Here is a 21,459-nt window from a genome sequence, read left to right as displayed (position 1 = left end):
CCATGGACGACGTCGCCGTCATCGACCGCTTCCTGAACACGTTCTCCACCTACATCGACTCGGGTTTCGGGTTGCTGAACGGCGAGGTCGCCTTCCTCACCGCCACGCTGGTGGCCATCGACATGACCTTGGTCGGCCTGTTCTGGGCCATGGGCCATGCCACCGGCCAGGGCGAGGACGTGATGGCGAAGCTGATCCGCAAGGTGCTTTATGTGGGTGCCTTCGCCTACATCATCGGCAACTTCAACAGCCTGTCGGGCATCGTGTTCCGCTCGTTCGCTGGCCTGGGCCTGCAGGCCAGTGGCTCGGGCATGAGCCTGGCCTCCTTCCTGCAGCCGGGCCACCTGGCCAAGGCCGGCATCGATGCGGCGGCCCCCATCCTGCAGCAGATCAGCGACCTGTCCGGCTTTCCGGAGGTGTTCATCAACATCGCACCCATCGTGGTGCTGTTCCTGGCCTGGCTCACGGTAATCGTGAGCTTCTTCGTGCTGGCCGTGCAGCTCTTCGTGACGCTGCTGGAATTCAAGCTGACGACGCTGGCCGGCTTCGTGCTGGTGCCCTTTGCCTTGTGGAACAAGACCACCTTCCTGGCCGAGAAGGTGCTGGGCAACGTGGTGTCTTCGGGCATCAAGGTGCTGGTGCTCGCGGTGATCGTGGGCATCGGCACAGGGTTGTTCGCCCAGTTCCAGACGGCACCAGCCGAGCCCTCCATCGACCACGCGCTGGTGGTGATGCTGGCCTCACTGTCATTGCTGGGACTGGGCATCTTCGGGCCCGGCATCGCGACTGGCCTGGTGTCGGGGGCACCGCAGCTGGGTGCGGGCGCGGTGGCCGGCACGGCGCTGGGGGCCACGGGTCTGGCGGTGGCCGGAGGCGCTGCCATGGCAGGTGCCGGTGCGGCTGTGGCCGCCGGCGCACGCATGGCGCCGGGCGCGGCACGCGCCACGATCAGCAGTGGCGCTTCGGCGGCCCGTTCGGCCAGTGGCCTCGCGGCCGGCGCGAAATCCGCCTACGAGGCCGGCGCTGCCGCTTCCTCTGGCGGTCCGCTGCGCGCCGCCGGGGCCGGCGTGGCCTACGCGGCCCGCACAGGCGCCAGCGCGGTGGGACAAAAACTGGCCGAAGGTGCGAAGACCGTGAAAGACAAGGTGTCGGGTTTCGTGGCGGAGGCCGCTGCGCCTGCTGCGGCATCGAGCGCCGAATCGGCCACTTCGAGCACATCCACCTCAGCGCCCGCCACCGAGCCCGCCTGGGCGCAGCGCATGCGCCGGCGCCAGCAGATGGGGCACGCCGCCACGACGGCCTCGCACACCCTGCGCGGTGGCGATGGGGGCGGCTCGGGCAGCGGGCCCAGCCTTCGTGATTCGGATTCCTGAGGAGAACCCAGCATGCGATTCAAACGACCGCAGGTGCGCTATGCCGACACGCCGCAGCCTGCCACCCCCTACCAATCGGCCGCACAGGCCTGGGACGAGCGCATCGGATCGGCCCGCGTGCAGGCCCGCAACTGGCGCCTGATGGCCTTTGGCTGTCTGTCGCTGGCCTTATTGATGGCCGGTGGTCTGGTCTGGCGCTCGGCACAGTCCATCGTGACGCCCTACGTGGTGGAGGTGGATCAGGCAGGTCAGGTGCGCACCGTGGGCGAGGCTGCCTCACCCTACCGCCCCGGCGATGCGCAGATCGCGCACCACCTGGCCCGCTTCGTGACGCTGGTGCGTTCGCTGTCCATCGACCCGATCGTGGTGCGGCAGAACTGGCTGGACGCCTACGACTACACGACCGACCGCGGGGCCGCCGTGCTCAACGAATACGCCCGCACCAACGATCCGTTCGTGCGGGTGGGCAAGGAGTCTGCGACGGTACAGATCACCAGCGTGGTCCGGGCCAGCGATGCCTCGTTCAACGTGCGCTGGACCGAGCAGCGCTTCGTCAACGGCGCACCAGCCGGCACCGAGCGGTGGACAGCCGTGGTCTCGATCGTGCTGCAGACGCCGCGCACCGAGCAGCGCCTGCGCAAGAATCCCCTGGGCATCTACGTCAACGGCCTGTCCTGGACCCGAGAACTGGATGCGAATGAAGGAAGCAAACCATGAACACTCCGAACCAGACCCATCGCTTGCTCTTCAGTGCGATCGCCGTTGCCGCCACTCTGACGGGTTGCGCGTCGCCAGGCACGCCACCACCAGTGATTCCACTTGACGAGCCGGTGATGGCGCAGCCCCTGCCCGAGCCGCCCCAGCCGGTGGAGGTGGTCGCGGTACCGCAGGTGCTGCCCATGCCCTCGCAGATGAAGCTGCTGCCTGCAGCGCAGGACAAGCCGCCCGTGCCCGAGCCCGTGGACGAACGGCTGCGGGTGTCAAGGGCCAACGAAGAGGCCCGGGTCGCACCGACGCGTGAGGGCTACGTCAATGCGATCCAGGTATGGCCCTACACGGACGGCGCGCTGTACCAGGTCTATGCCGCGCCAGGTCGCGTGACGGTGATTTCGCTGCAGGCGGGCGAAGAGCTGGTCACGGTGGCAGCCGGTGATACGGTGCGCTGGATCGTCGGCGACACGTCCAGCGGAGCCGGCGATGCGCTGCGCGTGAACGTGCTGGTCAAGCCGGTGCGCACCGGCCTGAAGACCAACCTGGTGATCACCACCAACCGGCGCACCTATCTGATCGAACTGACCTCGACCGAGAAAGCATGGATGGCCTCGGTGTCCTGGGATTACCCCAAAGACCGCATGCTGGCCTTGCAGCGCCAGGCCCAGGCGGCAAAGACGGCAGCGCCCGTGGACGCTGGGCTGTCGCTGGAGCGCCTGCGCTTTCGCTACGCTATCAGCGGCAGCACGCCGCCCTGGAAGCCTCTGCGGGCCTTTGACGATGGCGAGAAGGTCTACATCCAGTTCCCGGCTGGCATCGCGCAAGGCGAGTTGCCGCCGCTGTTCGTGATCGGCGCGCAGGGCGACGGGCAGTTGGTGAACTACCGCTTCCGCTCGCCCTACTACATCGTCGACCGCCTGTTTGGTGCGGCAGAACTGCGGCTGGGCGCCGACAAGGGCGACGTGGTCCGCATCGAGCGCACGGACGGATGGACGCCGACCACTCGGAGGAACTGAACATGCCCATGCACGACCCTGCACCGTCGGGCGCGCCCGGCCGCCCTGCAGCGGCCAAGGTGTCTCCCGATTCGATGGCGCTGCGCGCCCAGCCACGCCCGGTGACCCGGCTCAATCGCCGCAGCCTTGCGCTGCTGGCGGGTCTGCTGGCCTTGGGCGTGCTGGGAGCGACGGTCTGGTCGCTGCAGCCCAAAACCCGCCGGGAGTCCAGCGAACCCGCCGAGCTGTTCAACGTTGATCGCGTCTCGCGGTCCGAAGGCCTGGGGCAGCTGCCGGCGGACTACTCCAAGCTGCAACAACCCGCACCGGTACCGGAGTTGGGGCCACCCCTGCCCGGCGACCTGGGCCCAGCCATCGTCAAATCGCAACAGCCGGTGGTGCCGAGCTATTCGCCGCCGGGACACGACCCTGCCGCGTCAGAGCGCGATGCCCGGCGCAAGGAGTCCGAGCAAGCTGCCGCCGCATCGGTGTTCTTTCGCAATGGTTCGCAGCGCGCGACAACTGCTGCGCCGACCTCTGCGGCCCCTGGCACCCCGAGCTCGGTGCCCAGCGACCTGACGGGTTTCGACCCCATGGCGGCTGGCCCGGCGTCCACGCCGGCGCAGGCCAGCGGTGCCGACGCCACGGCGTCACAGAACCGGCAAGACCAGAAGGAGGCTTTCCAGAAAACCGCTTCCACGGAAACACGCAATTCCGGCTCGCTGCAACTGCCCGCCTCGCCGTACCAGGTGATGGCGGGCACGGTGATCGCCGGTGCCTTGGTCACCGGCATCCAGTCCGACCTGCCCGGCGACGTGATCGCCACGGTCACCGAGCCGGTCTACGACACCGCCACCGGCAAACACCTGCTGATCCCGCAGGGCTCTCGCATCCTCGGGCGCTACAACAGCCAGGTGAGCTATGGCCAGAGCCGGGTGCAGGTGGTGTGGAACCGGGTGATCCTGCCCGACACGTCGTCACTGACACTGGACAACCTGGTGGGTTCCGACCCTGCCGGCCGGGCCGGGCTCGAAGATGGCGTGGACTGGCACTGGGATCGCGTCTTCGCAGGGGCCGCACTGACCTCGCTGCTGGGCATCGGTGCCGAGCTGGCCGCGCCCGAGAACCGGCAGGACGGCAACCGCATCGTGATCGCCGGACGGGACAGCCTGCAAGACAGCGTGAACCAGATCGGTCAGGAGGTGACCCGCCGCAACCTGAACATCCAACCCACGCTGACCGCGCGGCCCGGCTTGCCCATGCGCGTCATCGTCAACCGCGACCTGGTGCTGAGGCCCTACCAGCCGCTGTTTTTCGTCCGGGGGACGCCGCGATGAGCACGAACCACAAGCTTCGACTGGGGCCTCTGCCCAAGACCGAAAGCGTCAAGCTGACCTTCTCTTGTCCGTCCGACCTCAAGTCCGAACTGGATCGCTACGCCGCTCTGCACGCTCAGACCTATGGCGAGGCGACGGATGCGCTGGCGCTGATTCCGCACATGCTGGCAGCGTTCATGGCCAGGGACCGAGGATTCCGGCGAGGAGATGCCAAAGGTAAGACTCCATTGGCGTCGACCAAATCGGCCGGTGCTGGCAGGGTACTGGAATGAACTGCTTGGTGAAAACGTTTGAGCCCATCTGGCCACATCTTGGGTTAGGTTGTAGCGAGAACGCGGCACACCACAAAGTCAAGAATGGCTCGTGGGTGGGCAGCTCCATGGTGTTCGATCCGCCCGAGCGCCGCGAGCACCATCAGCAAGGCGGTGCCACATGACCGACGAAACGATCAACGCCGAACAGTGCGCCGAACTCCTGCACTGCACCGAGCAACGTATCGAGGAACTGACCCGAACCGGCGAGTTACCGGGGATGAAATTCGGCCGCGGCTGGATCTACGTGAAGGCCGACCTGCTGGCCTACATTGCCGACCGCGCCCGGAAAGAGGCGGAAGAGCGGCGCCAGGACCTCAACGCCCGAAAGTCGGTGCCGCGCCTGGACATACCGATCAAGCCGCGGCGACAGACGCCTCCACCGCTTCCGGTGCCGGCCAAAGCCTTTGCGCAAGGTCCACGCCCCTGAAGCTGGCGTAGCGCTGGGCCATCACCGAGCCCGGCTTCCATCCCATGATCTTGTTCAGCTCCTCCAGTCGGAACAGATCGCGCCCGTCTTTGTCTTTCAGCTCCAGCCATCGGCACGTAGCTTCGTGTCTCAGGTCATGTTCATGGAGGCCAACGATGTCCATGTACTCGAAAGCGATCCTGAAACGGAATGACAGCCGTTGACTGGTACGCACCAAGCCCATTTTCCCTTCCTCGATCCCTTCTTCGTGGAGGAACGGAAGGATGTGCGCGTCGGGTTCAAACGGCGGCCGCGATGCAAAGTACGAGGAAAGCGCCTGATGCACTTCGGGGCGCATCGGGACATCCCGATAAGAAATCTTCCCACGCCACTGCTTGGTCTCCTTGGCATGGATCACCTTGTTCTCCATGTCAATCTGGCCCCTGGTCAGGGTGTACGCCTCCCTGAGCCGTAGTCCCGTGTTCAGGATCAGCAGGTACAAGGTCAGCAACGCATCGCCGCCCTTGAGTTCGAGGCCGCGCGCGCGATCCGGCCGCTCATAGCCCGACAGCACCGCCACGATCTTCTCGTGCTCCCCTGGCAGCAGGCGCCTGTCGCGCGCCAGGTTCACCTTCACCTTGCCTCCCTTGGCTTTGACCATCTGGGCATCGACGTCGGTATAAGTCGAGTAGCCCTTGGGCAGCAGCTTCACGGGGTTGCTGATCTTGACGTTCACGTTGTGCCGCAGGTACTCGTCAATGGCCCGGCTCAGCGCCTGAATGCGGTGCTTGATGGACGAAGGGGACAGGTTCTTCTCTACCTTCAGGGAACGGAGATAGCCGGTCAGCCACTTGTAATTGGCGTCCGAGAACCGCACCGAACCCACCTCATGCGTCAGCGTCTTGAGCGTGAGAATTTGCGAAGGCGCCGCGAAGCCGCTGTCCGACCACTCACCAAGAATGCGCAACAAGCGCACGCCGTCGCCGGGGGATGTAGGGGCAGTCAGTTCTGCCGGCGGCGGGATGTCCGCGTGCTTCATCAGCTTCCACTGCTGCCCGTAGGCAATGGCCTCGGCCTCGGTATCGAAGGTGAAGTACTTGCGTCCGTTTGGAAGCGATGGGTGCCTCAGCCCAATTTCCCACTTCCCGGATGGCTTGAGTCGGGGTTTTGCCATGCCACAATCTCCATCACATGAATGAGATGGATCATCGCATGATCTGATCGAGTTTCAGCCGCCATTTTGTGGCGTCTGTGGATGTTTTTGAGGCACTTCTCAGGCACAAAAATCTTATAAGCTATTGATTTATAAGACATTAAAAAATGACGACAAACACAACAATCAGCTACAAGATCGAGCTGATCCAGCGCGCGGAAAAGGAAGCGGGTCAGGGCCTGCGTTGAACGCCTGCCGGGCATGGACGAAAAAAAGCCCGGCATGCCGGGCTTTTTCGTGGGCGCTCGGGCCAGCTCAACGCACGATCAGCACTTCCACACGGCGCGCTTCGGCGTTGTTGCCGGTGCCGGCGGTCTGCTCGGGCTTCTTCAGCTCCACCGCGCCTTCGGCCACGCCCGCACCCACCAGGGCACTGCGCACGGCGATGGCGCGCTGCTTGGCCAGCTCGGCGTTGAAAGCCGGGTCGCCGGTCAGGTCGTGAAAGCCCGACAGCACCAGCTTCTTGCCGGCCTTGGCCGCGGCGATCGCTTCGCCCAGCGCATCGAGCGCGCCGGCGGCCAGGTCGGCCTTGCCGGACGCGAAGTAGAACTTGACCACGCCGTTTTCGACCACCACGCTGGCGTCATCGCCCACCGGAGTGACCGTGGTCACAGCCACAACGGCCGCGACCGGAACCACTGCCGCCGGGCCGGCGCTGGGCGCGGCCTGGCGCGACTTGTAAATGCCCATGCCCAAGGCAAGGCCTACCGCCAACAGGATCGCGCTGATCAGCACCACCGCCACAACGCGGTACTCGGGTTCGTCATCCTGAGAGGACATGGGAAACACTCCGTGAAGAATAATGGGAAAGAATTCGACAAAGATTGTAAATGGCCGACCGTGACACCCCGAGGGCACGCGCCCCCCACGACCCTGCCCTGAGAAACGGCGCGCAGATGATGGCCGACACGCTGGCGCAATGGCGCGCGCAAGGGCCGCGGCCGGACCTCTGGGTGTTCGCCTACGCCTCGCTGGTCTGGCGCCCCGAGTTCGAGGCCGCCGAGCAGCGCCCGGCGCGCGTGCGCGGCTACCACCGCTGTCTGCAGATGTGGAGCCGCGTCAACCGGGGCACCTATGAATGCCCGGGCCTGGTGTTCGCGTTGATGCCCGGCGGCAGCTGCGCCGGCCTGGCGCTGCGCGTGCCGCACGAACAGGTGGAAGCCCTCATGCCGGTGCTGTGGGCGCGCGAGATGCCCAACCCGGTCTACGACCCGAGGTGGCTGCACTGCGACACGCCCCAGGGCCCGGTGCGCGCGCTGGCCTTCACGCTCTCGCGCCAGAGCCCCAGCTACACGGGCACGTTGAGCGACGAGCGCTACCGCGAGATCTTTGCCCGCTCCTGCGGGCGCTATGGCACCACGCTGGACTACGCGCGCCAGACCTTCGAGGGGCTGCTGCACCACGGCATCCACGACCGGGCGCTGCAGAAGCTGCTGGCGCTCGCCGATTGACCCGGCACAAGGCCTTGCCAGGGCCTCGCTCCTATACTGCCCGCATGAACATCGCCGACCTGCGCAAGAGCTACGAAAAGGCCGAACTCAGCGAGTCCGCCTCGCACGCCGACCCGCTGCAACAGTTCGATCAGTGGCTCAACGAAGCCATCCGTGGCGAGGTGCCCGAACCCAACGCCATGACGCTGGCCACCGTGGGCCCGGACCTGCGCCCGAGCACGCGCATCGTGCTCATCAAGGGCTGCGACGACCGTGGCATCGTCTGGTACACCAACTACCAGAGCCGCAAGGGCCGCGAGCTCGCGGGCAACCCGTTCGCCGCGCTGCAGTTCCACTGGGTCGAGCTCGAGCGCGTGGTGCGCATCGAGGGCGTGGTGGAAAAGGTGAGCGACGAAGAGAGCGACGCGTACTTCCACAGCCGCCCGCTGGACAGCCGCATCGGCGCCTGGGCCAGCCCGCAGAGCGAGGTGATCGAAAGCCGCACGGTGCTCGTGACCAACGCCGCGAAGTACGGCGCGCAGTTCATGCTGAAACCGCCGCGCCCGCCGCACTGGGGCGGTTACCGGCTCAAGCCCGACACCTGGCAGTTCTGGCAGGGCCGCAAGAGCCGCCTGCACGACCGGCTGCGCTACACCGCCCAGGCCGACGGCGGCTGGCTGCGCGAGCGGCTCGCGCCCTAGTCCCGTTTTTCGATGCGCTGCCCGGCCACGGCGCGCAAGGCTTCCGGGCTCACCAGTGGCGGCGCGATCTCCGCCAAGGGCACCAGCACGAAGGCCCGCTCGCCCATGCGGGGATGCGGCACGGTGAGCCGTGGTGAATCGATGCGAGCCTCACCGTACAGCAGCAGATCCAGGTCCAGCGTGCGCGGCGCGTTGCGGTAGGGCCGCTCGCGGCCTGCCGCCTGCTCGATGGCCAGCAGCGCGTCGAGCAAGGCGGGCGCGGTGAGCGTGGTGGCGACTTCGGCCACGGCGTTGAGGTAGTCCGGCCCGCTGGAATCCACCGGTGCCGTGCGGTACAGGCTGGAAACCAGCCGCACCCGCACGCCGGGCGTGGCTTCCAGGGCCGCGATCGCCTCGCGCAAGGCCTCCCGGGCGTCCCCGAGGTTGGCGCCCAGGGCCACATGGGCCGTGACCTCGGCGCGGGGCGCGGGCATCACGGTGGTGTCCGCAGGCCTCAGCCGCCCGCCTCGTCCGAACCACCACCGCCACCTTCAACCGGTCCCGCGCCGTTGGGCTTGCGGCGGCGACGGCGGCGCTTCTTGGCCGGTGCCGAACCCTCGTCCAGCGGGGCGTCGTCCGACGGCGCATCCCCACCCTCGTCGCCTTCGACGGGGCGGAAACGCGGATCGACTTCATTCGGTTCGGCAGCGGCCGCCGCCGGGTGGTCCGCGTCCGTGCGCTTGACGCGCCGGGCCTTGCTGGCGCCCGGCTTGGCCAGGTTCTCGCGGCGCTGCGCGTCCACCATGTCCTCGCGCATGGCGTCGCTCGCGGTGCTGAAGGTTTCCCACCAGTGCGCGAGTTCTTCCTCGACCTCACCGACCTGCGCGCGCAGGCGCAGGAAGTCGAAGCCAGCACGGAAGCGCGGCTGCTCGATCAGACTGAACGGTGAGGTGCCCACGCGCTTGTCGAAGCGCGGCTGCATCATCCAGATCTCGCGCATGTCCGCGCCGAGCTTGCCCCGGCCCGACACGTCGCCGATGCGGGCTTCGAAGGCGTCGTCCACCGCCGCCTGCAGGGCCGCGAAGGGCGCGGGCGGGCGCTGGTTCGGGCGCGGCGTGAGGTGCTGGTTCCAGGCCTTGCGCACGTCGGCCCAGAGCACGCAGGCCAGCAGGAAGCTGGGCGCCACCGGCTTGCCTTCGCTCACGCGGCGGTCGGTGTCCTGCAGGGCCAGCTTCACGAAGTCGTCGTCGGCGCGCTGCACGACGATGTCGAGCAAGGGGTAGATGCCGGTGCCCAGGCCCACGGCCTTGAGCTGCTCGATGCTGGCCAGCGCGTGGCCGGTCTGCAGCAGCTTGAGCATTTCGTCGAACAAACGGCTCTGAGGCACGTCGGCCAGCAGCGTGTGCGAGGAGGCCAGCGGCGCCAGCGTCTTGGCGTCGAACGTGAAACCCAGGCCGCTGAGCTTGGCGGCGAAACGCACGGCGCGGATGATGCGCACCGGGTCTTCGCGGTAGCGCGTGGCGGCGTCGCCGATCATGCGCAGCGTGCGCTTCTTGGCGTCGCGGATGCCGTGGTGGAAGTCGACCACGGTCTGCGTTTCCGGGTCGTAGTACATCGCGTTGATGCTGAAGTCGCGCCGGGCCGCGTCCTGCTCGATCGGGCCCCAGACGTTGTCGCGCAGCACGCGTCCGCTGGCATCCACCGCGTGCTTCATGCCCGCGAGTTCGCCCTTGCTGGTGCGCTCGTTGCCTGCCACCTGCTCGGCCGCGGCGTTGTCCATGTAGGCGCGGAAGGTCGAGACCTCGATGACCTCGTGCTCACGCCCCCGGCCGTAGATCACGTGCACGATGCGGAAGCGCCGGCCGATGATGAAGGCGCGGCGGAACAGGCCCTTGACCTGCTCGGGCGTGGCGCTGGTGGCCACGTCGAAGTCCTTGGGCCTCAGGCCCAGCAGCAGGTCGCGCACCGCGCCACCGACCAGGTAGGCCTCGAAACCGGCCTGCTTGAGGGTGTGCACCACGTCCAGCGCGCGCTGGTCCACCAGCGAGCGGTCGATGCCGTGCACGCTGGCCGGCACGTCTTCGCGCTTGCCGAAGGGGTTGGCACGGCGGCCGGCAGGGGCGCTGGACTTGCCCAGCAGCCGATCGATGAATTTCTTGATCATTCGAATAGGTTCAGTGTGCGCCAGCCCCGCTCGAGGGCAATGGCGCGGAGCCGGGCATCCGGGTTGGTGGCCACAGGCTCGTTGACTTTTTCCAGCAGCGGCAGGTCGTTGATGGAGTCGCTGTAGAAAGTGCTGTGCTGCACGCGCGACCAGTCCAGTCCCCGTGCGGCCAGCCATTGTTCCACACGGGCGATCTTGCCCTCGCGAAACGACGGCGTGCCGCGGATGGCCCCGGTCGGTTCGCCGCGCGCGTCGCGTTCGAGTTCGATCGCAATCAGTTCGTCCACCCCGAAAGCCCGGGCGATCGGGCGGGTGACGAATTCGTTGGTGGCGGTGACGATGACCACCGTGTCGCCGGCGGTCTGGTGGCGCCGCAGCAGCGCGCGCGCGGGCTCGCGCATGGCGGGCTCGATCACCTCGCGCATGAAGCGCTCGTGCGCCTTCTGCGACACCGCCATGCCGTGCTCGCGCACCGCCTCGATGGCGAAGCGCACGTAGTGGTGGATGTCCAGCGTGCCGGCCTTGTAGTCGGCGTAGAAGCCGGCGTTGGCCTGGGAGAAGCCTTGGGCATCGCGCCAGCCGAGCGAGACGGTGAACTCGCCCCAGGCGTAATCGGAATCGAGCGGGATCAGGGTGTGATCCAGGTCGAAGAGAGCCAGTCTCATTCGTTTTCCAGCATGGATTTGATCAGGGGAATGGTGATGGCGCGCTGCGTGCGCAGCGCATAGGCGTCGAGCTGGTCGAGCAGCATCATCAGGCTGGAGAGGTCGCGCGAGAAGCGGCGCAGCATGAAGTCCATCACCTCGTCGCTCAGGAACACGCCGCGGTCGTCCGCGGCGCGGCGCAGCACGGCGCGGCGTTCGGTTTCGCTCAGCGCCTGCAGCTGGAACACATGGCCCCAGCCCAGGCGGGTGCGCAGGTCCTCGCGCAGGCGCAGGTCGGCCGGCGGGCAGGTCGCCGCCGCCAGCACCCAGCGCGAGGCGCCGTGCGCCGGGCTCTGCGCGTTGACGAACCAGTTGAAGGCCGCGGCCTGCTGGGCCGCGGTGTAGAGGTGGCAGTCGTCGAGCAGCACCGCGTCCCACTGGTCGTCGAACTCGGTCGGGTCCAGCACGGTGGCGTCCAGCCAGCCCACGCGGCCGCCCTGCTCGCGCAGCGCCTCGCGCACCGCGCGCAGCAGGTGCGTCTTGCCGCTGCCGCTCTCGCCCCACAGGAAGGTGGGCACCGGCGAGCGCAAGGGGTTGTGGGTCCACAGGCGCAGGTGCTCGAGGGCCGCCTCGTTGCCGGCCCCCACGAAGTTGGACAACGTGGGCAGCGGCGCGAAACCGATGTCCAGCGCCATCTGGCGCATGGGGGGCGTGGGTCCGGTGGTGCTCATGCCTCGGGGCTTTCCGGCACCGCGTTGCGCGGGCTTTCCAAATACAGGGCGCTGGCCATGTAGCTGCGGCGCAGACGGCGGATCGCCACCAGCAGCACCGCGCTGGCGGGCAGCGCAATGAGCACGCCCACGAAGCCGAACAGGTGGCCGAAGGCCAGCAGCGCGAAGATGACGGCGATGGGGTGCAGGCCGATGCGCTCGCCCAACAGGCGCGGTGTGAGGTACAGGCTCTCTACCACCTGGCCCACGCCGTACACGGCGGCCACCAGGGCCACGCCCAGCACGGTCTGGAATTCGAGCAACGCGGCCAGCAGGGCCAGCACGAGGCCCAGGCCGAAGCCCAGGTAGGGCACGAACACGGCCAGGCCGGTGAACACCCCGATGGGCAGGGCCAGGTTCAGGCCCACGAGCGCCAGCGCCACGGTGTAGAACACGGCCAGCACGCCCATCACCAGCAGCTGCCCGCGCAGGTACTGGCCGAGCACGCCATCGGTCTCGTCCAGGAAGCTCTGCACGCTGGCGCGCCAGCGCGGCGGGATCAGCGACTTGGTGCGCTCGACCAGGTTGTCCCAGTCCAGCAGCAGGTAGTAGGCCACGATGGGCATGAGGAACAGATTGCCGAACACGGCGGCCAGCGCGCTGCCGCCGATGCGCAGGGACGACAGCAGGCTCTCCAGGATTTCGCCTTCGTGACCGGACACCAGCTTGGTCAGCCAGCCGCGCACCAGGCTCACGTCCACCGACAGGCTCACCCCAAAGCGCCCGGCCAGCGGCGTGAGCCAGGCGTTGAGCCGGTTGAGCAGCTCGGGCACCTGCTCGCGCAGCAGCGGCACCTGCTTGGTGATGACGGGCACGATCAACAGCAGCACCGCCAGCAGCACCAGCATGAGCAGGGTGATGGCCAACCCGGCGCCCAGCCAGCGCGGCACGCCCTTGCCGTGCAGGCGCTCCACCAGCGGGTGCAGCGCATAGGCCAGCACCGCGGCCAGCAGAAAGGGCATCAGCACGGGGGCCAGCAGCGAAAGCAGCAGCCAGATGACGACCGCGATCGAGGCCCACAGCAGGGCTCGGATCTGGTTGGAGGTCAGGGGCATGGGGCGGGGGTTGGGCGGGGTGGGCAAGGGATGCGGAAGAGCAAACCCTTAAAATCAGGGGCAAATTCTATCGGGCCACCCCCCAGGGTACCCGAAAGTCCCCTCCCACCCGCGTCCAGCCCATCGACCCGCCCCGCCCTGCGCCGGGGCCGACCGCCCATGACCACCCCCTCCACCCCTCTTTCGTACAAAGACGCCGGCGTTGACATCGACGCGGGCGACGCCCTGGTCGAGCGCATCAAGCCGCTGGCCAAGAAGACCATGCGCGAAGGCGTGCTGGCCGGCATCGGCGGTTTCGGCGCCCTGTTCGAGGTGCCCAAGCGTTACCAGGAGCCGGTGCTCGTCTCCGGCACCGACGGCGTGGGCACCAAGCTCAAGCTGGCGTTCGAATGGAACATGCACGACACCGTGGGCATCGACCTGGTCGGCATGAGCGTGAACGACGTGCTGGTGCAAGGCGCCGAGCCCCTGTTTTTCCTGGACTACTTCGCCTGCGGCAAGCTCGACGTGGACACGGCTGCGGCCGTGGTCGGCGGCATCGCCAAGGGCTGCGAGCTCAGCGGCTGCGCGCTGATCGGCGGTGAAACCGCCGAAATGCCGGGCATGTACCCGGCCGGCGAATACGACCTGGCCGGCTTCTGCGTGGGCGCGGTCGAAAAATCGAAGATCCTCACCGGCCAGAACGTGCAGCCCGGCGACGTGGTGCTGGGCCTGGCCTCGCACGGCGTGCATTCCAACGGTTTCTCGCTGGTGCGCAAGTGCCTGGAGCGCGCGGGCAGCAACCTGCCCACCACGCTGGACGGCCAGCCGTTCCGCGAAGCCATCATGAAGCCGACCCGGCTCTACGTGAAGAACGTGCTGGCCGCGCTGGCCGCGCACCCCATCAAGGCGCTGGCCCACATCACCGGCGGCGGCTTGCTGGAGAACATCCCCCGCGTGCTGCCCGAAGGCACGGCCGCCCACCTGGTGAAGGGCAGCTGGCCGCAGACCGAGCTGTTCGCCTGGCTGCAGAAGACCGCCGGCATCGACGACATCGAGATGAACCGCACCTTCAACAACGGCATCGGCATGGTGGTGGTGATCGCCGCCGACCAGGCCGCCGCCTGCGCCGCCACCCTGCGCGGCCTGGGTGAAACGGTCCATGAAATCGGCCGCATCGCGCCGCGCGGCGAAGGCGCGGCGGTGGTCGTCGCCTGAGGCGACCGCGCGTTCAGCGTTTCAGCTGTCCGAGCACGCGCTGCTTGATCTGATTGAAGGCCGTGCCCGTGCGCTCGCGCGGGCGCGGCAGGTCGACCTCGATCACGCTTTGCACCCGGCCTGGCCGGGGCTCCATCACCACCACGCGATCCCCCAGGAACACGGCCTCGTCCACGTCGTGCGTGACGATCACCACGGTGATGCGCCGCTCGCGCCAGATGCGCAGCAACTCATCCTGCATGTGGGCGCGGGTGATGGAGTCGAGTGCGCCGAAGGGCTCGTCCATCAGGAGGATGTCCGGCCGCGAAACGAGGGCCCGCGCGATCGCCGCGCGCTGCGCCATGCCGCCCGAGAGCTGGTGCGGCCAGGCCTGCGCGAACCCCGTCAGGCCCACGAGTTCGAGTTGTTCGCGGATGCGCGCCTCGCGCTCGTGCCGGCTCAGGTCGAGGCTGTCGAGCCCCAGACCGATGTTGTCCCAGACGCTGAGCCAGGGAAACAGGCGGTGGTCCTGGAACACCAGGCTGCGCTCCACGCCCGGACCGGCCACCGGTTCGCCATCGATCAGGATGTCGCCATCGAAGCGGTGATCCAGCCCCGCGATCAGGCGCAGCAGGGTGGACTTGCCGCAACCCGAGGCGCCGACGATGCTCAGGAACTCGCCCCGCGCGATCTCCAGACCGATGCGCTGCAGCACGGGCAGGTCCTCTCCCTCGATCCGGTAGGTCTTGCCCACGTTGCGCAGGCTCAGGGCGGTGGGGGCGACCGCCTCCAGGGTGGGGGTGCTCATCAGCGGGATCTCCAGGGAATGAGGCGCAGGAAAAGAAGCTGCGCGACGCGGCTCAGGCCGTAGCCCACCAGGGCCATCACCAGCACGCCGATCAGCACCAGGTCCATGCGGAACACGTCGCGCGCGGTGGCGAGGTAGGCGCCGATGCCGCGGCCGGTGCCGATCGCGTACTCGGAGCCCACGGTGCCGATCCAGGCCGTCAGCAGCGCGAGCTCCACGCCAGTCAGCACCGAGGGCAGGATCGCGGGCAGCACCAGCCGGCGCAGCCGCAGCCAGGGCCCGAGCCGCACGATCGCGGCCACCTCGCGGTAGGCCGGCGCGATGCCGCGCACGCCCTGCTCGGTGTTGAGAAAGACCGGGAAGAAGGTGGAGATCGAGATGAACACGATCTTCACCAGATCGCCGTTGCCGAACCAGGCCGTGAGCAAGGGGATCCAGGCGAACAGCGCGACCTGGCGCAGGCCGTGCACCGTGGGCGCGACGGCCAGCTGCGCCGGCCGCGACAGGCCGACGGCCACGCCCACGGCGATGCCCAGGCTGGCACCGATGAGAAAACCCAGCGCCACGCGCACCAGGCTGCTGGCGGCGGCCGACCAGATCTGCCGGCCCTGTTCGTCCACGAAAGGCGCAGCCAGCACCTCGTGCAGCGGCACCATCAGCGGGTGGGCGATCGCGCCGGTGTCGATCAGCAGCAGCCAGGCCGCACCGATGGCCAGCGGCAGCCAGGCGCCCAGGGGAATGCGCGCTTCAGCCATGGCCGGGTGCCCAGCGGCTCAGGCCGCGTTCGAGCCGGCGCAGCAGCAGGTCCAGCGCATAGCCCGCCACCCCGACGACCACGATGCCGACGATCACGATGTCGAGTTGGAACAGCTTGCGGCCCCAGACCATCATGTAGCCGATGCCTTCGGTGGCCGCGAGCATCTCCACCACGATGAGCGCGATGAAGGCATGGCTCAGGCCGAGGCGGAACCCGCTGAACACCGTGGGCAGGCAGGCCGGCAGCGTGAGGCGGGTCAGGCGCGTCCAGGGGCGCAGGCGCAGCACGCGCGCGGCTTCGAGGTAGGCCAGCGGGATGTTGCGGATGCCGCGCGAGGTGTTGAGCACCACCGGCACCATCACGGCCTTGGCGATCACGATGACCTTGAGCGCTTCGTCGATGCCGAAGATCAGGATGAGGATGGGAATCCAGCCCAGGGTGGGCACGGCGAACAGCGCGCGCAGCGTGGGCTCCAGGTGGCTGCGCGCGCGCGCCGACACGCCCAGCCAGGTGCCCAGCGCCAGCCCCAGCGGCCCGCCGAGGGCCAGGCCCAAGCCGATGCGCTGCAGGCTGATGAGGAAGCCGTCGAGCAGCTCGCCGCCGCGCGCCAGTTCCAGGAAGGTGTCCCAGACCAGCGCGGGCGCCGGCAGGATCTGTGGCGGCACCCAGCCCCGCACCGACGCCCACTGCCAGAGCGCGACGATCGCGGCCGGCAGGGCCAGCGCCAGCAGCAGGCGCTGCAGCGGGGCCTGCAGCGCGGTGCGCCAGGGCCAGGCCGCCGCGCGCGGCAGCGGCGAGGCGCCGACCCCGCCGGCCAGGTGTTCGAGGGCCGCCATGCTCGGCCTCAGCGGCGCGCCACGAGGGCGGCGCGGTTCGTCCAGTAGGTCTGCAGGCCCTGGGCGCGCAGCGCGTTCTCCACGTACTGCGGTGCGGCCCACTTCGCCACGTCGATGTCGTTGCGGATCAGCTTGTTCTCCTTGGTGAAGTCGATCGCGTCGTCGTACTGGCTGAGCAGGAAGGCGTCCACGCGCGGATTGAAGGCTTCCTTGAGCGAGACGCCGTCGTAGTCGTCCTTGAAGGCCTGGTAGGGCATGCCCGAGAGCGTCCAGAGGCGGTAGGCCTCGTCGCGGTTGGCTTCCTGGCCCAGCCAGTGGGCGGCTTTCACCAGGCCGTTGGCGATGCGCTGCGTGGCGTCGGGGTACTGCTTCTCGAAGGCCTCGCTCACCAGGATGCCGCCAAAGCCCGAGGCTTTCGCGCCCTGGTCCTTGGACGAATAGAACACCTTGCCCACGCCCTTGTCGCGCAGGGTCAGCAGGCTGCTGGAGCCCACCGCCGCGTCCACGCTGCCGGCGCTCAGGGCGGCGAGCTGGTCGGCGGTCTTGAGGTCGACCAGCTGGATGTCGCGCAGCGTGAGGCCGTTGTCCTGCAGGGCCTTGAGCAGTGCCCAGTGCAGCACCGTGCCCTTGGCCACCGCCACCTTGCGGCCCTTGAGGTCCTTGAACGAGTTCACCTCCAGGTCCTTGCGGGCCAGCCCGAAGACGGTGGTGTAGCCGTAGGACGCGAGGATGCGCGTGGGCAGGCCGCCGGCCTTGCCGATGATGTTGGGCAGCGAGCCGTACTGCGCCACGTCGAGCCGGTTGTTGGCGATGGCCTCGTTGATCGCGGGGCCGGTGCCTGTGAAGTACTCGAAGCTGAGCTTCACGGGCGTGCCCTTGAACTCGTCGGCGATGAAGCCCTTGCCCTGCGCGATGGCGAGCAAGGCCACGCCGTGGGGTTGGCCGAAGCCCTGGCCGAAACCGCCGAAGCGGATGGTCTCGGGCTGGGCCTGCGCGTGGGCGCCGAAAGCGGCGGTGGCGGCCAGCGCGAAGGCCGCCAGGTGTTTCCAGAAAGTCATGGTGGGTTCTCGTGGATTAGGAAAGATTCAGTGCGCCCGGCGGAGGAGCTCAAAGCTCGCATCGAGCGCGGCGGTGGGCTGGCGGTCCTTGCCCCAGCCGACGGCGCGGCGGTAGCTGCCGATCCATTGCCGCACCTCGGTGCCCTCCTCGGCCACGGCGACGGCGTGGTCCGCCACCGGCGCGACGTACAGGGCATCGGTCGGGCAATACAGCTCGCACATGAAACAGGTCTGGCAATCCGCCTGGCGCGCGATGCGCGGGATGCCGCCGGGCACCGCCTCGAACACCTGCGTGGGGCAGGCGCTCACGCAGATGTTGCAGCCGGTGCAGCGTTCGGGGCTGACGATTTCGATCATGCGGCGAGTCTTTCAACATCCAGGTTGGCCGAAGGGCGGACGGTTTGCGGGCGCACCCAGACCTCGTCCAGGCCACCGCTGACAAGGCGGTGCCGCTGCGCCAGATCGAGGCCGGTGTGGTCCTGGCGGCGGGCCATGCCGCGCGTCTCGGTGCGCTGCAGGGCGCTGCGGTACATCCAGCGCGAGGTGGCCAGCATGGCCACGGCCTCGCGTGCGCGCACCGCCTGCTGCAGGCTGGGCGCGCTGGCGTGGCGCACGCGCGCCCACTGGGCGTCGAGCCGCTGCAGCGAGTCTTCCAGCAGGTCGGCGCGGCGCGTCCAGTTGCGTTCGTAAGGGAACACCTCGGCCTGCACCGAGCGCACCAGTTCTTCCGGGTTCCAGGCCGGGGCGCCGCCTTCCTGAATGCCGGCGGTGCCCGCTCGGTGCAGGCGGCGCCTGGCCAGGCTGCGCGCGCCGCGGCTGAAATCGGCTGCGCCCGCGCCAGCCCAGAAGCCGGACGACATGGCCCAGGCCGCGTTGTGGCTGCCGCCGCCGGTGAAGGCGCCGCAGATCAACTCGCGCGTGGCGGCGTCGCCGGCCGCGTACAGGCCGGGCACCGAGGTCGCGCAGTCGTCGCCGATCACCTGCAAGCCGCCGGTGCCGCGCACCGTGCCCTCCAGCCGCAGGGCCACCGGGAAGTGGTCTTTGAAGGGGTCGATGCCCTGGCGGTCGAAAGACACGAAGAAATTGGGCTGCGCGTGGCGCATCCAGGCGCGGATCTCGGCGTCGGCCCGGTCGAGGCAGGCGAACACCGGCTGCGTCTGCAGCGTGCGCGCGATCACGCTGCGCCCACGCGACGAGCCCGCGCCTTCGATGGCCACGCCCTCGCGGTCGTAGAAGGTGGCCCAGTTGTAGAACAGGGACTTGGTGACGGATGAGAATGAAGGCCCCAGCCCGTAGGCGTTGGAGAACTCCATGCCCGAGAGCTCGGCGCCGACCTCGGCGCCCAGCAGGTAGCCGTCGCCGGTGAGCACGTTGCAGCCCAGTGCCCGGCTCAGGAAAGCGCAGCCGCCGGTGGTGATCACCACCGCGCCGGCGCGCGCCACCCAGGTCTCGCCCGTGGTGCGCGTGATCCCGGAGGCACCGGCCACGTCGCCGTTCTCGTCGGTCAGCAACTCCAGGGCCGGGCTGTGGTCCAGGATGCGGGCGCCCGATTCCTTCACCTTCTTGCGCATCAGGCGCATGTACTCCGGCCCTTGCAGCGAGGTGCGCTGCAGCTGGCCTTCGGTGTCGATCGGGAAGGGGTAGCCCCATTCCGTGAGCGTCTCGGTGTTGAGCCAGGTCTGTTCGAGCACACGGTCCATCCACGCGTGCTCGGCCAGTTCGCCACCCATGGCGTAGCGGCTGGCCTTGGCCTTCTCGCGCGCGGCCGCGTCGCGCGGCACGTGCCACAGGCCGGTGCCCGAGGGCGCGGTGGCGCCCGAGGTGCCGCAGAAGCCCTTCTCCACCAGGGTCACGCTCGCGCCACGCGCGGCGGCTGCGATGGCGGCCCAGGCGCCCGCCGGCCCGCCCCCGACCACCAGGACGTCGGTCTCGATCTGCTGCTGCCCGGCGGCATCGCTCAACAGCGAGGAGGAAAGGCCATGTTGCGCCATCGTCTGCTCTCCAACAAATGTGTTCAGAGGAGGCAGTCTAGGAACGGGTCAGCGCATCAACAACGATCGATTCCGAGTTTCCATATGCGAAAAAAGCAGCCGCGCCGCGGCCGCCGCTCAGATCAGCGCTTCGGACGGCAGCACGTGCACACCAGGCACCGCCGCCAGCGCGGCCTGCAGCAGGTGGTGCGCGATGCGCTCGGCCGGCACCACCCGGTAGCGCCGGGGCAGCAGGGGCTGCACGCCGCGCGAGACCAGCACCGCCAGCCGCTCCAGGGGCCGGTTCTCCTGCCGCTGGCCGCCGATCAGGCCAGGGCGCACCAGCGTGAGCGAGGGGTAGCCCACGGCCTGCAGGTCGCGCTCGACCTCGCCCTTGGTGCGCGAATAGAACACGCGCGAACGCGCATCGGCCCCCAGCGCGGAGTTCAGGGCGAAGGCCCGCGCGCCATGGCGGCGCGCGAGATAGGCCACCTCCAGCGGGTGGTCGTGGTCCACCTTGTAGAAAGCGGCCTGCGAGCCCGCCGCGCGGATGGTGGTGCCCAGGGTGCAGATCACCGCATTCACCCGCCACCACTCGGCGTCTTCGGGCAGGCGCTCGAAGTCCACCACGGGGTTGAGCAGTTTGGGGTGTGGGGCCAGCGGCTTGCGGGTCGGCGCGACCAAGCGCTCCACGGCGGGATCGGCCAGGGCCTGTCGCAGCACATGGCTGCCCACAAGACCGGTGGCGCCCACCAGCATCAGTTGTTTCATACCGTCGTTTTTCTTGTCGCCGGATCGGCGGGGTTGGCGCGCATGGTCCCTGCGCGGCCCACTCGCGTCAAACGGAATTACATGGCGACACATCCCCGCCGCCGCGGGCGGGCGGCCGCTCAGTTGAGCGCGCGGCGCAGTTCCTGCAGTCGCTGGGCGATGGCGTCGCGGTCCAGCGTGTCGTCGGCGTGTTCCACGTAGGTTTCCAGGTCGCCCACGGCCAGGCGCACGTCGCCCATCTCGGCCCAGGCCAGGCCCCGGTCGCGGTACTCGATCCAGGCGTCGGGCAACAGGATGAGCAGGCGGTCCAGCACGGCGATCAGGCGCAGCCAGTCTTCCTGCGTGCGGTGGATTTCCTTGAGGTTGCGCAGCAGGCGCGCCAGAATCTCGCGCGGCGTGGCGGCCTGCAGATACAGGCCCACCGGCACGTCGAAGTCGTCCACCAGGCCGTTGCGGCGCTTGTAGGGCTCCAGCCGTTCCGACAGGTCTTCGCGGCTGAGCGACTGGCCGGTGAAGGGGTCGATCACCACCTGGCCGTTGGGCAGGTTGACCTTGACCATGAAGTGGCCGGGAAAGTTGACGCCACGCGCTTTCAGGCCCAGGCCCTGGGCCAGCTCCAGCCAGAGCACGGCCAGCGTGATGGGAATGCCCCGGCGCGTGCGCAGCACGGCGTTGAGAAAGCTGTTGTCGGGGTCGTAGTAGTTGTTGACGTTGCCGCCGAACCCCATGTCGCGGAAGAAGAACTGGTTGAGCGTGCGCAGCCGCTGCAGCGGGCCGGCGTCGGCGGCACAGCGCCGACGCACGCGGGCCAGCATCTGGTCCACGTCGCCCAGCACCTGCTGCACGTCGAGGTCGGGGTACTCGTCCTGGGCGACCGCCGTGGCCGCCTCGAACAGCGGCAAAGCCTCGTCGTCGCCCACCAGGGCGGCAAAGTAGCCCAGGGGGGTCGGCGCGGGGTATTCGTACGCGGTCGGCATGGTGGGGGGTATCC

Annotated in this window: 25 protein-coding genes; 9 read left to right on the top strand and 16 right to left on the bottom strand. The window is 68.5% G+C overall.

What is annotated here, in order from left to right; all coding sequences use genetic code 11:
* Positions 1-2: 2 nt before the first annotated feature.
* The 6 genes from trbL (at position 3) to ACODTB_RS12940 (ending at position 5,157) form a co-directional block, all read left to right on the top strand.
* A complete protein-coding gene (trbL, locus tag ACODTB_RS12965; protein WP_086920804.1) occupies positions 3-1,373 on the top strand; it encodes a P-type conjugative transfer protein TrbL in 1,371 nt (456 codons plus the stop codon).
* Positions 1,374-1,385: 12 nt separating this feature from the next.
* Positions 1,386-2,090, top strand: coding sequence for a conjugal transfer protein TrbF (trbF, locus tag ACODTB_RS12960; RefSeq protein ID WP_086920805.1), 705 nt, complete (start codon positions 1,386-1,388; stop codon positions 2,088-2,090).
* Complete coding sequence (trbG, locus tag ACODTB_RS12955; protein WP_086920806.1) at positions 2,087-3,100, top strand: P-type conjugative transfer protein TrbG; 1,014 nt, start codon at positions 2,087-2,089, stop codon at positions 3,098-3,100. Before trbF ends, trbG begins: the two co-directional genes overlap by 4 nt.
* A gap of 2 nt (positions 3,101-3,102) precedes the next feature.
* On the top strand, positions 3,103-4,416 hold the full coding sequence (locus ACODTB_RS12950) for a TrbI/VirB10 family protein (RefSeq protein WP_238136743.1): 1,314 nt from the start codon (positions 3,103-3,105) through the stop codon (positions 4,414-4,416).
* Entirely contained in the window at positions 4,413-4,688 is a 276-nt protein-coding gene (locus ACODTB_RS12945) for a DUF2274 domain-containing protein (protein ID WP_086920808.1), read from the top strand. The genes ACODTB_RS12950 and ACODTB_RS12945 overlap by 4 nt, the downstream gene beginning before the upstream one ends.
* Positions 4,689-4,848: 160 nt before the next feature.
* The gene (locus tag ACODTB_RS12940) at positions 4,849-5,157 is read left to right on the top strand and encodes a helix-turn-helix domain-containing protein (RefSeq protein WP_082321908.1); all 309 of its coding nucleotides are present in this window, start codon (positions 4,849-4,851) and stop codon (positions 5,155-5,157) included.
* On the opposite strand, the gene ACODTB_RS12935 is transcribed toward ACODTB_RS12940, so the two are convergent.
* From ACODTB_RS12935 to ACODTB_RS12925, 3 genes are read right to left on the bottom strand one after another with little or no spacing between them, the layout of a single operon-like run.
* Positions 5,084-6,310, bottom strand: coding sequence for a tyrosine-type recombinase/integrase (locus ACODTB_RS12935; protein WP_086920809.1), 1,227 nt, complete (start codon positions 6,308-6,310; stop codon positions 5,084-5,086). The two genes, ACODTB_RS12940 and ACODTB_RS12935, sit on opposite strands and share 74 nt — an antisense overlap.
* A complete protein-coding gene (locus ACODTB_RS12930; RefSeq protein WP_488929381.1) occupies positions 6,262-6,573 on the bottom strand; it encodes a hypothetical protein in 312 nt (103 codons plus the stop codon). The genes ACODTB_RS12935 and ACODTB_RS12930 overlap by 49 nt, the downstream gene beginning before the upstream one ends.
* Before the next feature lie 31 nt (positions 6,574-6,604).
* Complete coding sequence (locus ACODTB_RS12925) at positions 6,605-7,129, bottom strand: OmpA family protein (protein WP_382156154.1); 525 nt, start codon at positions 7,127-7,129, stop codon at positions 6,605-6,607.
* Positions 7,130-7,179: 50 nt separating this feature from the next.
* Between ACODTB_RS12925 and ACODTB_RS12920 the strand changes: the two genes are divergently transcribed.
* Complete coding sequence (locus ACODTB_RS12920) at positions 7,180-7,800, top strand: gamma-glutamylcyclotransferase (protein WP_488929380.1); 621 nt, start codon at positions 7,180-7,182, stop codon at positions 7,798-7,800.
* A gap of 44 nt (positions 7,801-7,844) precedes the next feature.
* Positions 7,845-8,480: a pyridoxamine 5'-phosphate oxidase gene (pdxH, locus tag ACODTB_RS12915; RefSeq protein ID WP_291121169.1), complete on the top strand. Its 636-nt coding sequence runs from the start codon at positions 7,845-7,847 to the stop codon at positions 8,478-8,480.
* Here pdxH and folK read toward each other — a convergent pair.
* The 5 genes from folK to ACODTB_RS12890 are packed head-to-tail and all read right to left on the bottom strand — an operon-like array spanning position 8,477 to position 13,092.
* Positions 8,477-8,953 carry a 2-amino-4-hydroxy-6-hydroxymethyldihydropteridine diphosphokinase gene (gene folK / locus ACODTB_RS12910; protein WP_291121179.1) on the bottom strand — a complete coding sequence of 159 codons (477 nt, stop codon included), beginning with the start codon at positions 8,951-8,953 and terminating at the stop codon, positions 8,477-8,479. The genes pdxH and folK overlap by 4 nt on opposite strands.
* 20 nt (positions 8,954-8,973) lie before the next feature.
* Entirely contained in the window at positions 8,974-10,623 is a 1,650-nt protein-coding gene (gene pcnB, locus ACODTB_RS12905) for a polynucleotide adenylyltransferase PcnB (RefSeq protein WP_291121171.1), read from the bottom strand.
* Positions 10,620-11,288, bottom strand: coding sequence for a histidinol-phosphatase (locus tag ACODTB_RS12900; protein WP_291121173.1), 669 nt, complete (start codon positions 11,286-11,288; stop codon positions 10,620-10,622). The genes pcnB and ACODTB_RS12900 overlap by 4 nt, the downstream gene beginning before the upstream one ends.
* Entirely contained in the window at positions 11,285-11,971 is a 687-nt protein-coding gene (gene hda / locus ACODTB_RS12895; RefSeq protein WP_291121180.1) for a DnaA regulatory inactivator Hda, read from the bottom strand. The genes ACODTB_RS12900 and hda overlap by 4 nt, the downstream gene beginning before the upstream one ends.
* 23 nt (positions 11,972-11,994) lie before the next feature.
* Complete coding sequence (locus tag ACODTB_RS12890) at positions 11,995-13,092, bottom strand: AI-2E family transporter (protein WP_291121175.1); 1,098 nt, start codon at positions 13,090-13,092, stop codon at positions 11,995-11,997.
* Positions 13,093-13,251: 159 nt separating this feature from the next.
* On the opposite strand from ACODTB_RS12890, the gene purM reads away from it, so the two are divergent.
* Positions 13,252-14,289: a phosphoribosylformylglycinamidine cyclo-ligase gene (gene purM / locus ACODTB_RS12885; RefSeq protein WP_488929379.1), complete on the top strand. Its 1,038-nt coding sequence runs from the start codon at positions 13,252-13,254 to the stop codon at positions 14,287-14,289.
* Positions 14,290-14,302: 13 nt separating this feature from the next.
* Here purM and ACODTB_RS12880 read toward each other — a convergent pair whose 3' ends face one another.
* The 8 genes from ACODTB_RS12880 to ACODTB_RS12845 all read right to left on the bottom strand — a co-directional run bounded on the left by ACODTB_RS12880 (position 14,303) and on the right by ACODTB_RS12845 (position 21,445).
* Complete coding sequence (locus ACODTB_RS12880; protein WP_291120966.1) at positions 14,303-15,076, bottom strand: ABC transporter ATP-binding protein; 774 nt, start codon at positions 15,074-15,076, stop codon at positions 14,303-14,305.
* Positions 15,076-15,831: an ABC transporter permease gene (locus ACODTB_RS12875; RefSeq protein ID WP_488929378.1), complete on the bottom strand. Its 756-nt coding sequence runs from the start codon at positions 15,829-15,831 to the stop codon at positions 15,076-15,078. Before ACODTB_RS12875 ends, ACODTB_RS12880 begins: the two co-directional genes overlap by 1 nt.
* Positions 15,824-16,669, bottom strand: a complete 846-nt coding sequence (locus ACODTB_RS12870; protein ID WP_291120962.1) for an ABC transporter permease — start codon at positions 16,667-16,669, stop codon at positions 15,824-15,826. Before ACODTB_RS12870 ends, ACODTB_RS12875 begins: the two co-directional genes overlap by 8 nt.
* An 8-nt stretch (positions 16,670-16,677) precedes the next feature.
* Positions 16,678-17,727, bottom strand: coding sequence for an ABC transporter substrate-binding protein (locus ACODTB_RS12865; RefSeq protein WP_488929377.1), 1,050 nt, complete (start codon positions 17,725-17,727; stop codon positions 16,678-16,680).
* A gap of 27 nt (positions 17,728-17,754) precedes the next feature.
* Positions 17,755-18,084: a 4Fe-4S binding protein gene (locus ACODTB_RS12860; RefSeq protein WP_291120958.1), complete on the bottom strand. Its 330-nt coding sequence runs from the start codon at positions 18,082-18,084 to the stop codon at positions 17,755-17,757.
* Positions 18,081-19,718 (bottom strand): FAD-dependent oxidoreductase, encoded by a 1,638-nt coding sequence (locus ACODTB_RS12855; protein ID WP_291120956.1) that lies wholly within the window; start codon positions 19,716-19,718, stop codon positions 18,081-18,083. Before ACODTB_RS12855 ends, ACODTB_RS12860 begins: the two co-directional genes overlap by 4 nt.
* Before the next feature lie 117 nt (positions 19,719-19,835).
* Positions 19,836-20,468 (bottom strand): Rossmann-fold NAD(P)-binding domain-containing protein, encoded by a 633-nt coding sequence (locus ACODTB_RS12850; RefSeq protein ID WP_488929376.1) that lies wholly within the window; start codon positions 20,466-20,468, stop codon positions 19,836-19,838.
* A gap of 119 nt (positions 20,469-20,587) precedes the next feature.
* Positions 20,588-21,445, bottom strand: a complete 858-nt coding sequence (locus ACODTB_RS12845; RefSeq protein WP_291120952.1) for a SirB1 family protein — start codon at positions 21,443-21,445, stop codon at positions 20,588-20,590.
* Positions 21,446-21,459 lie beyond the last annotated feature (14 nt).

It is taken from the genome of Hydrogenophaga sp. FG152, from assembly GCF_057809615.1.
Note: the sequence above shows the minus strand (reverse complement) of the source record. Positions and strands in the feature narration are given on the sequence as shown.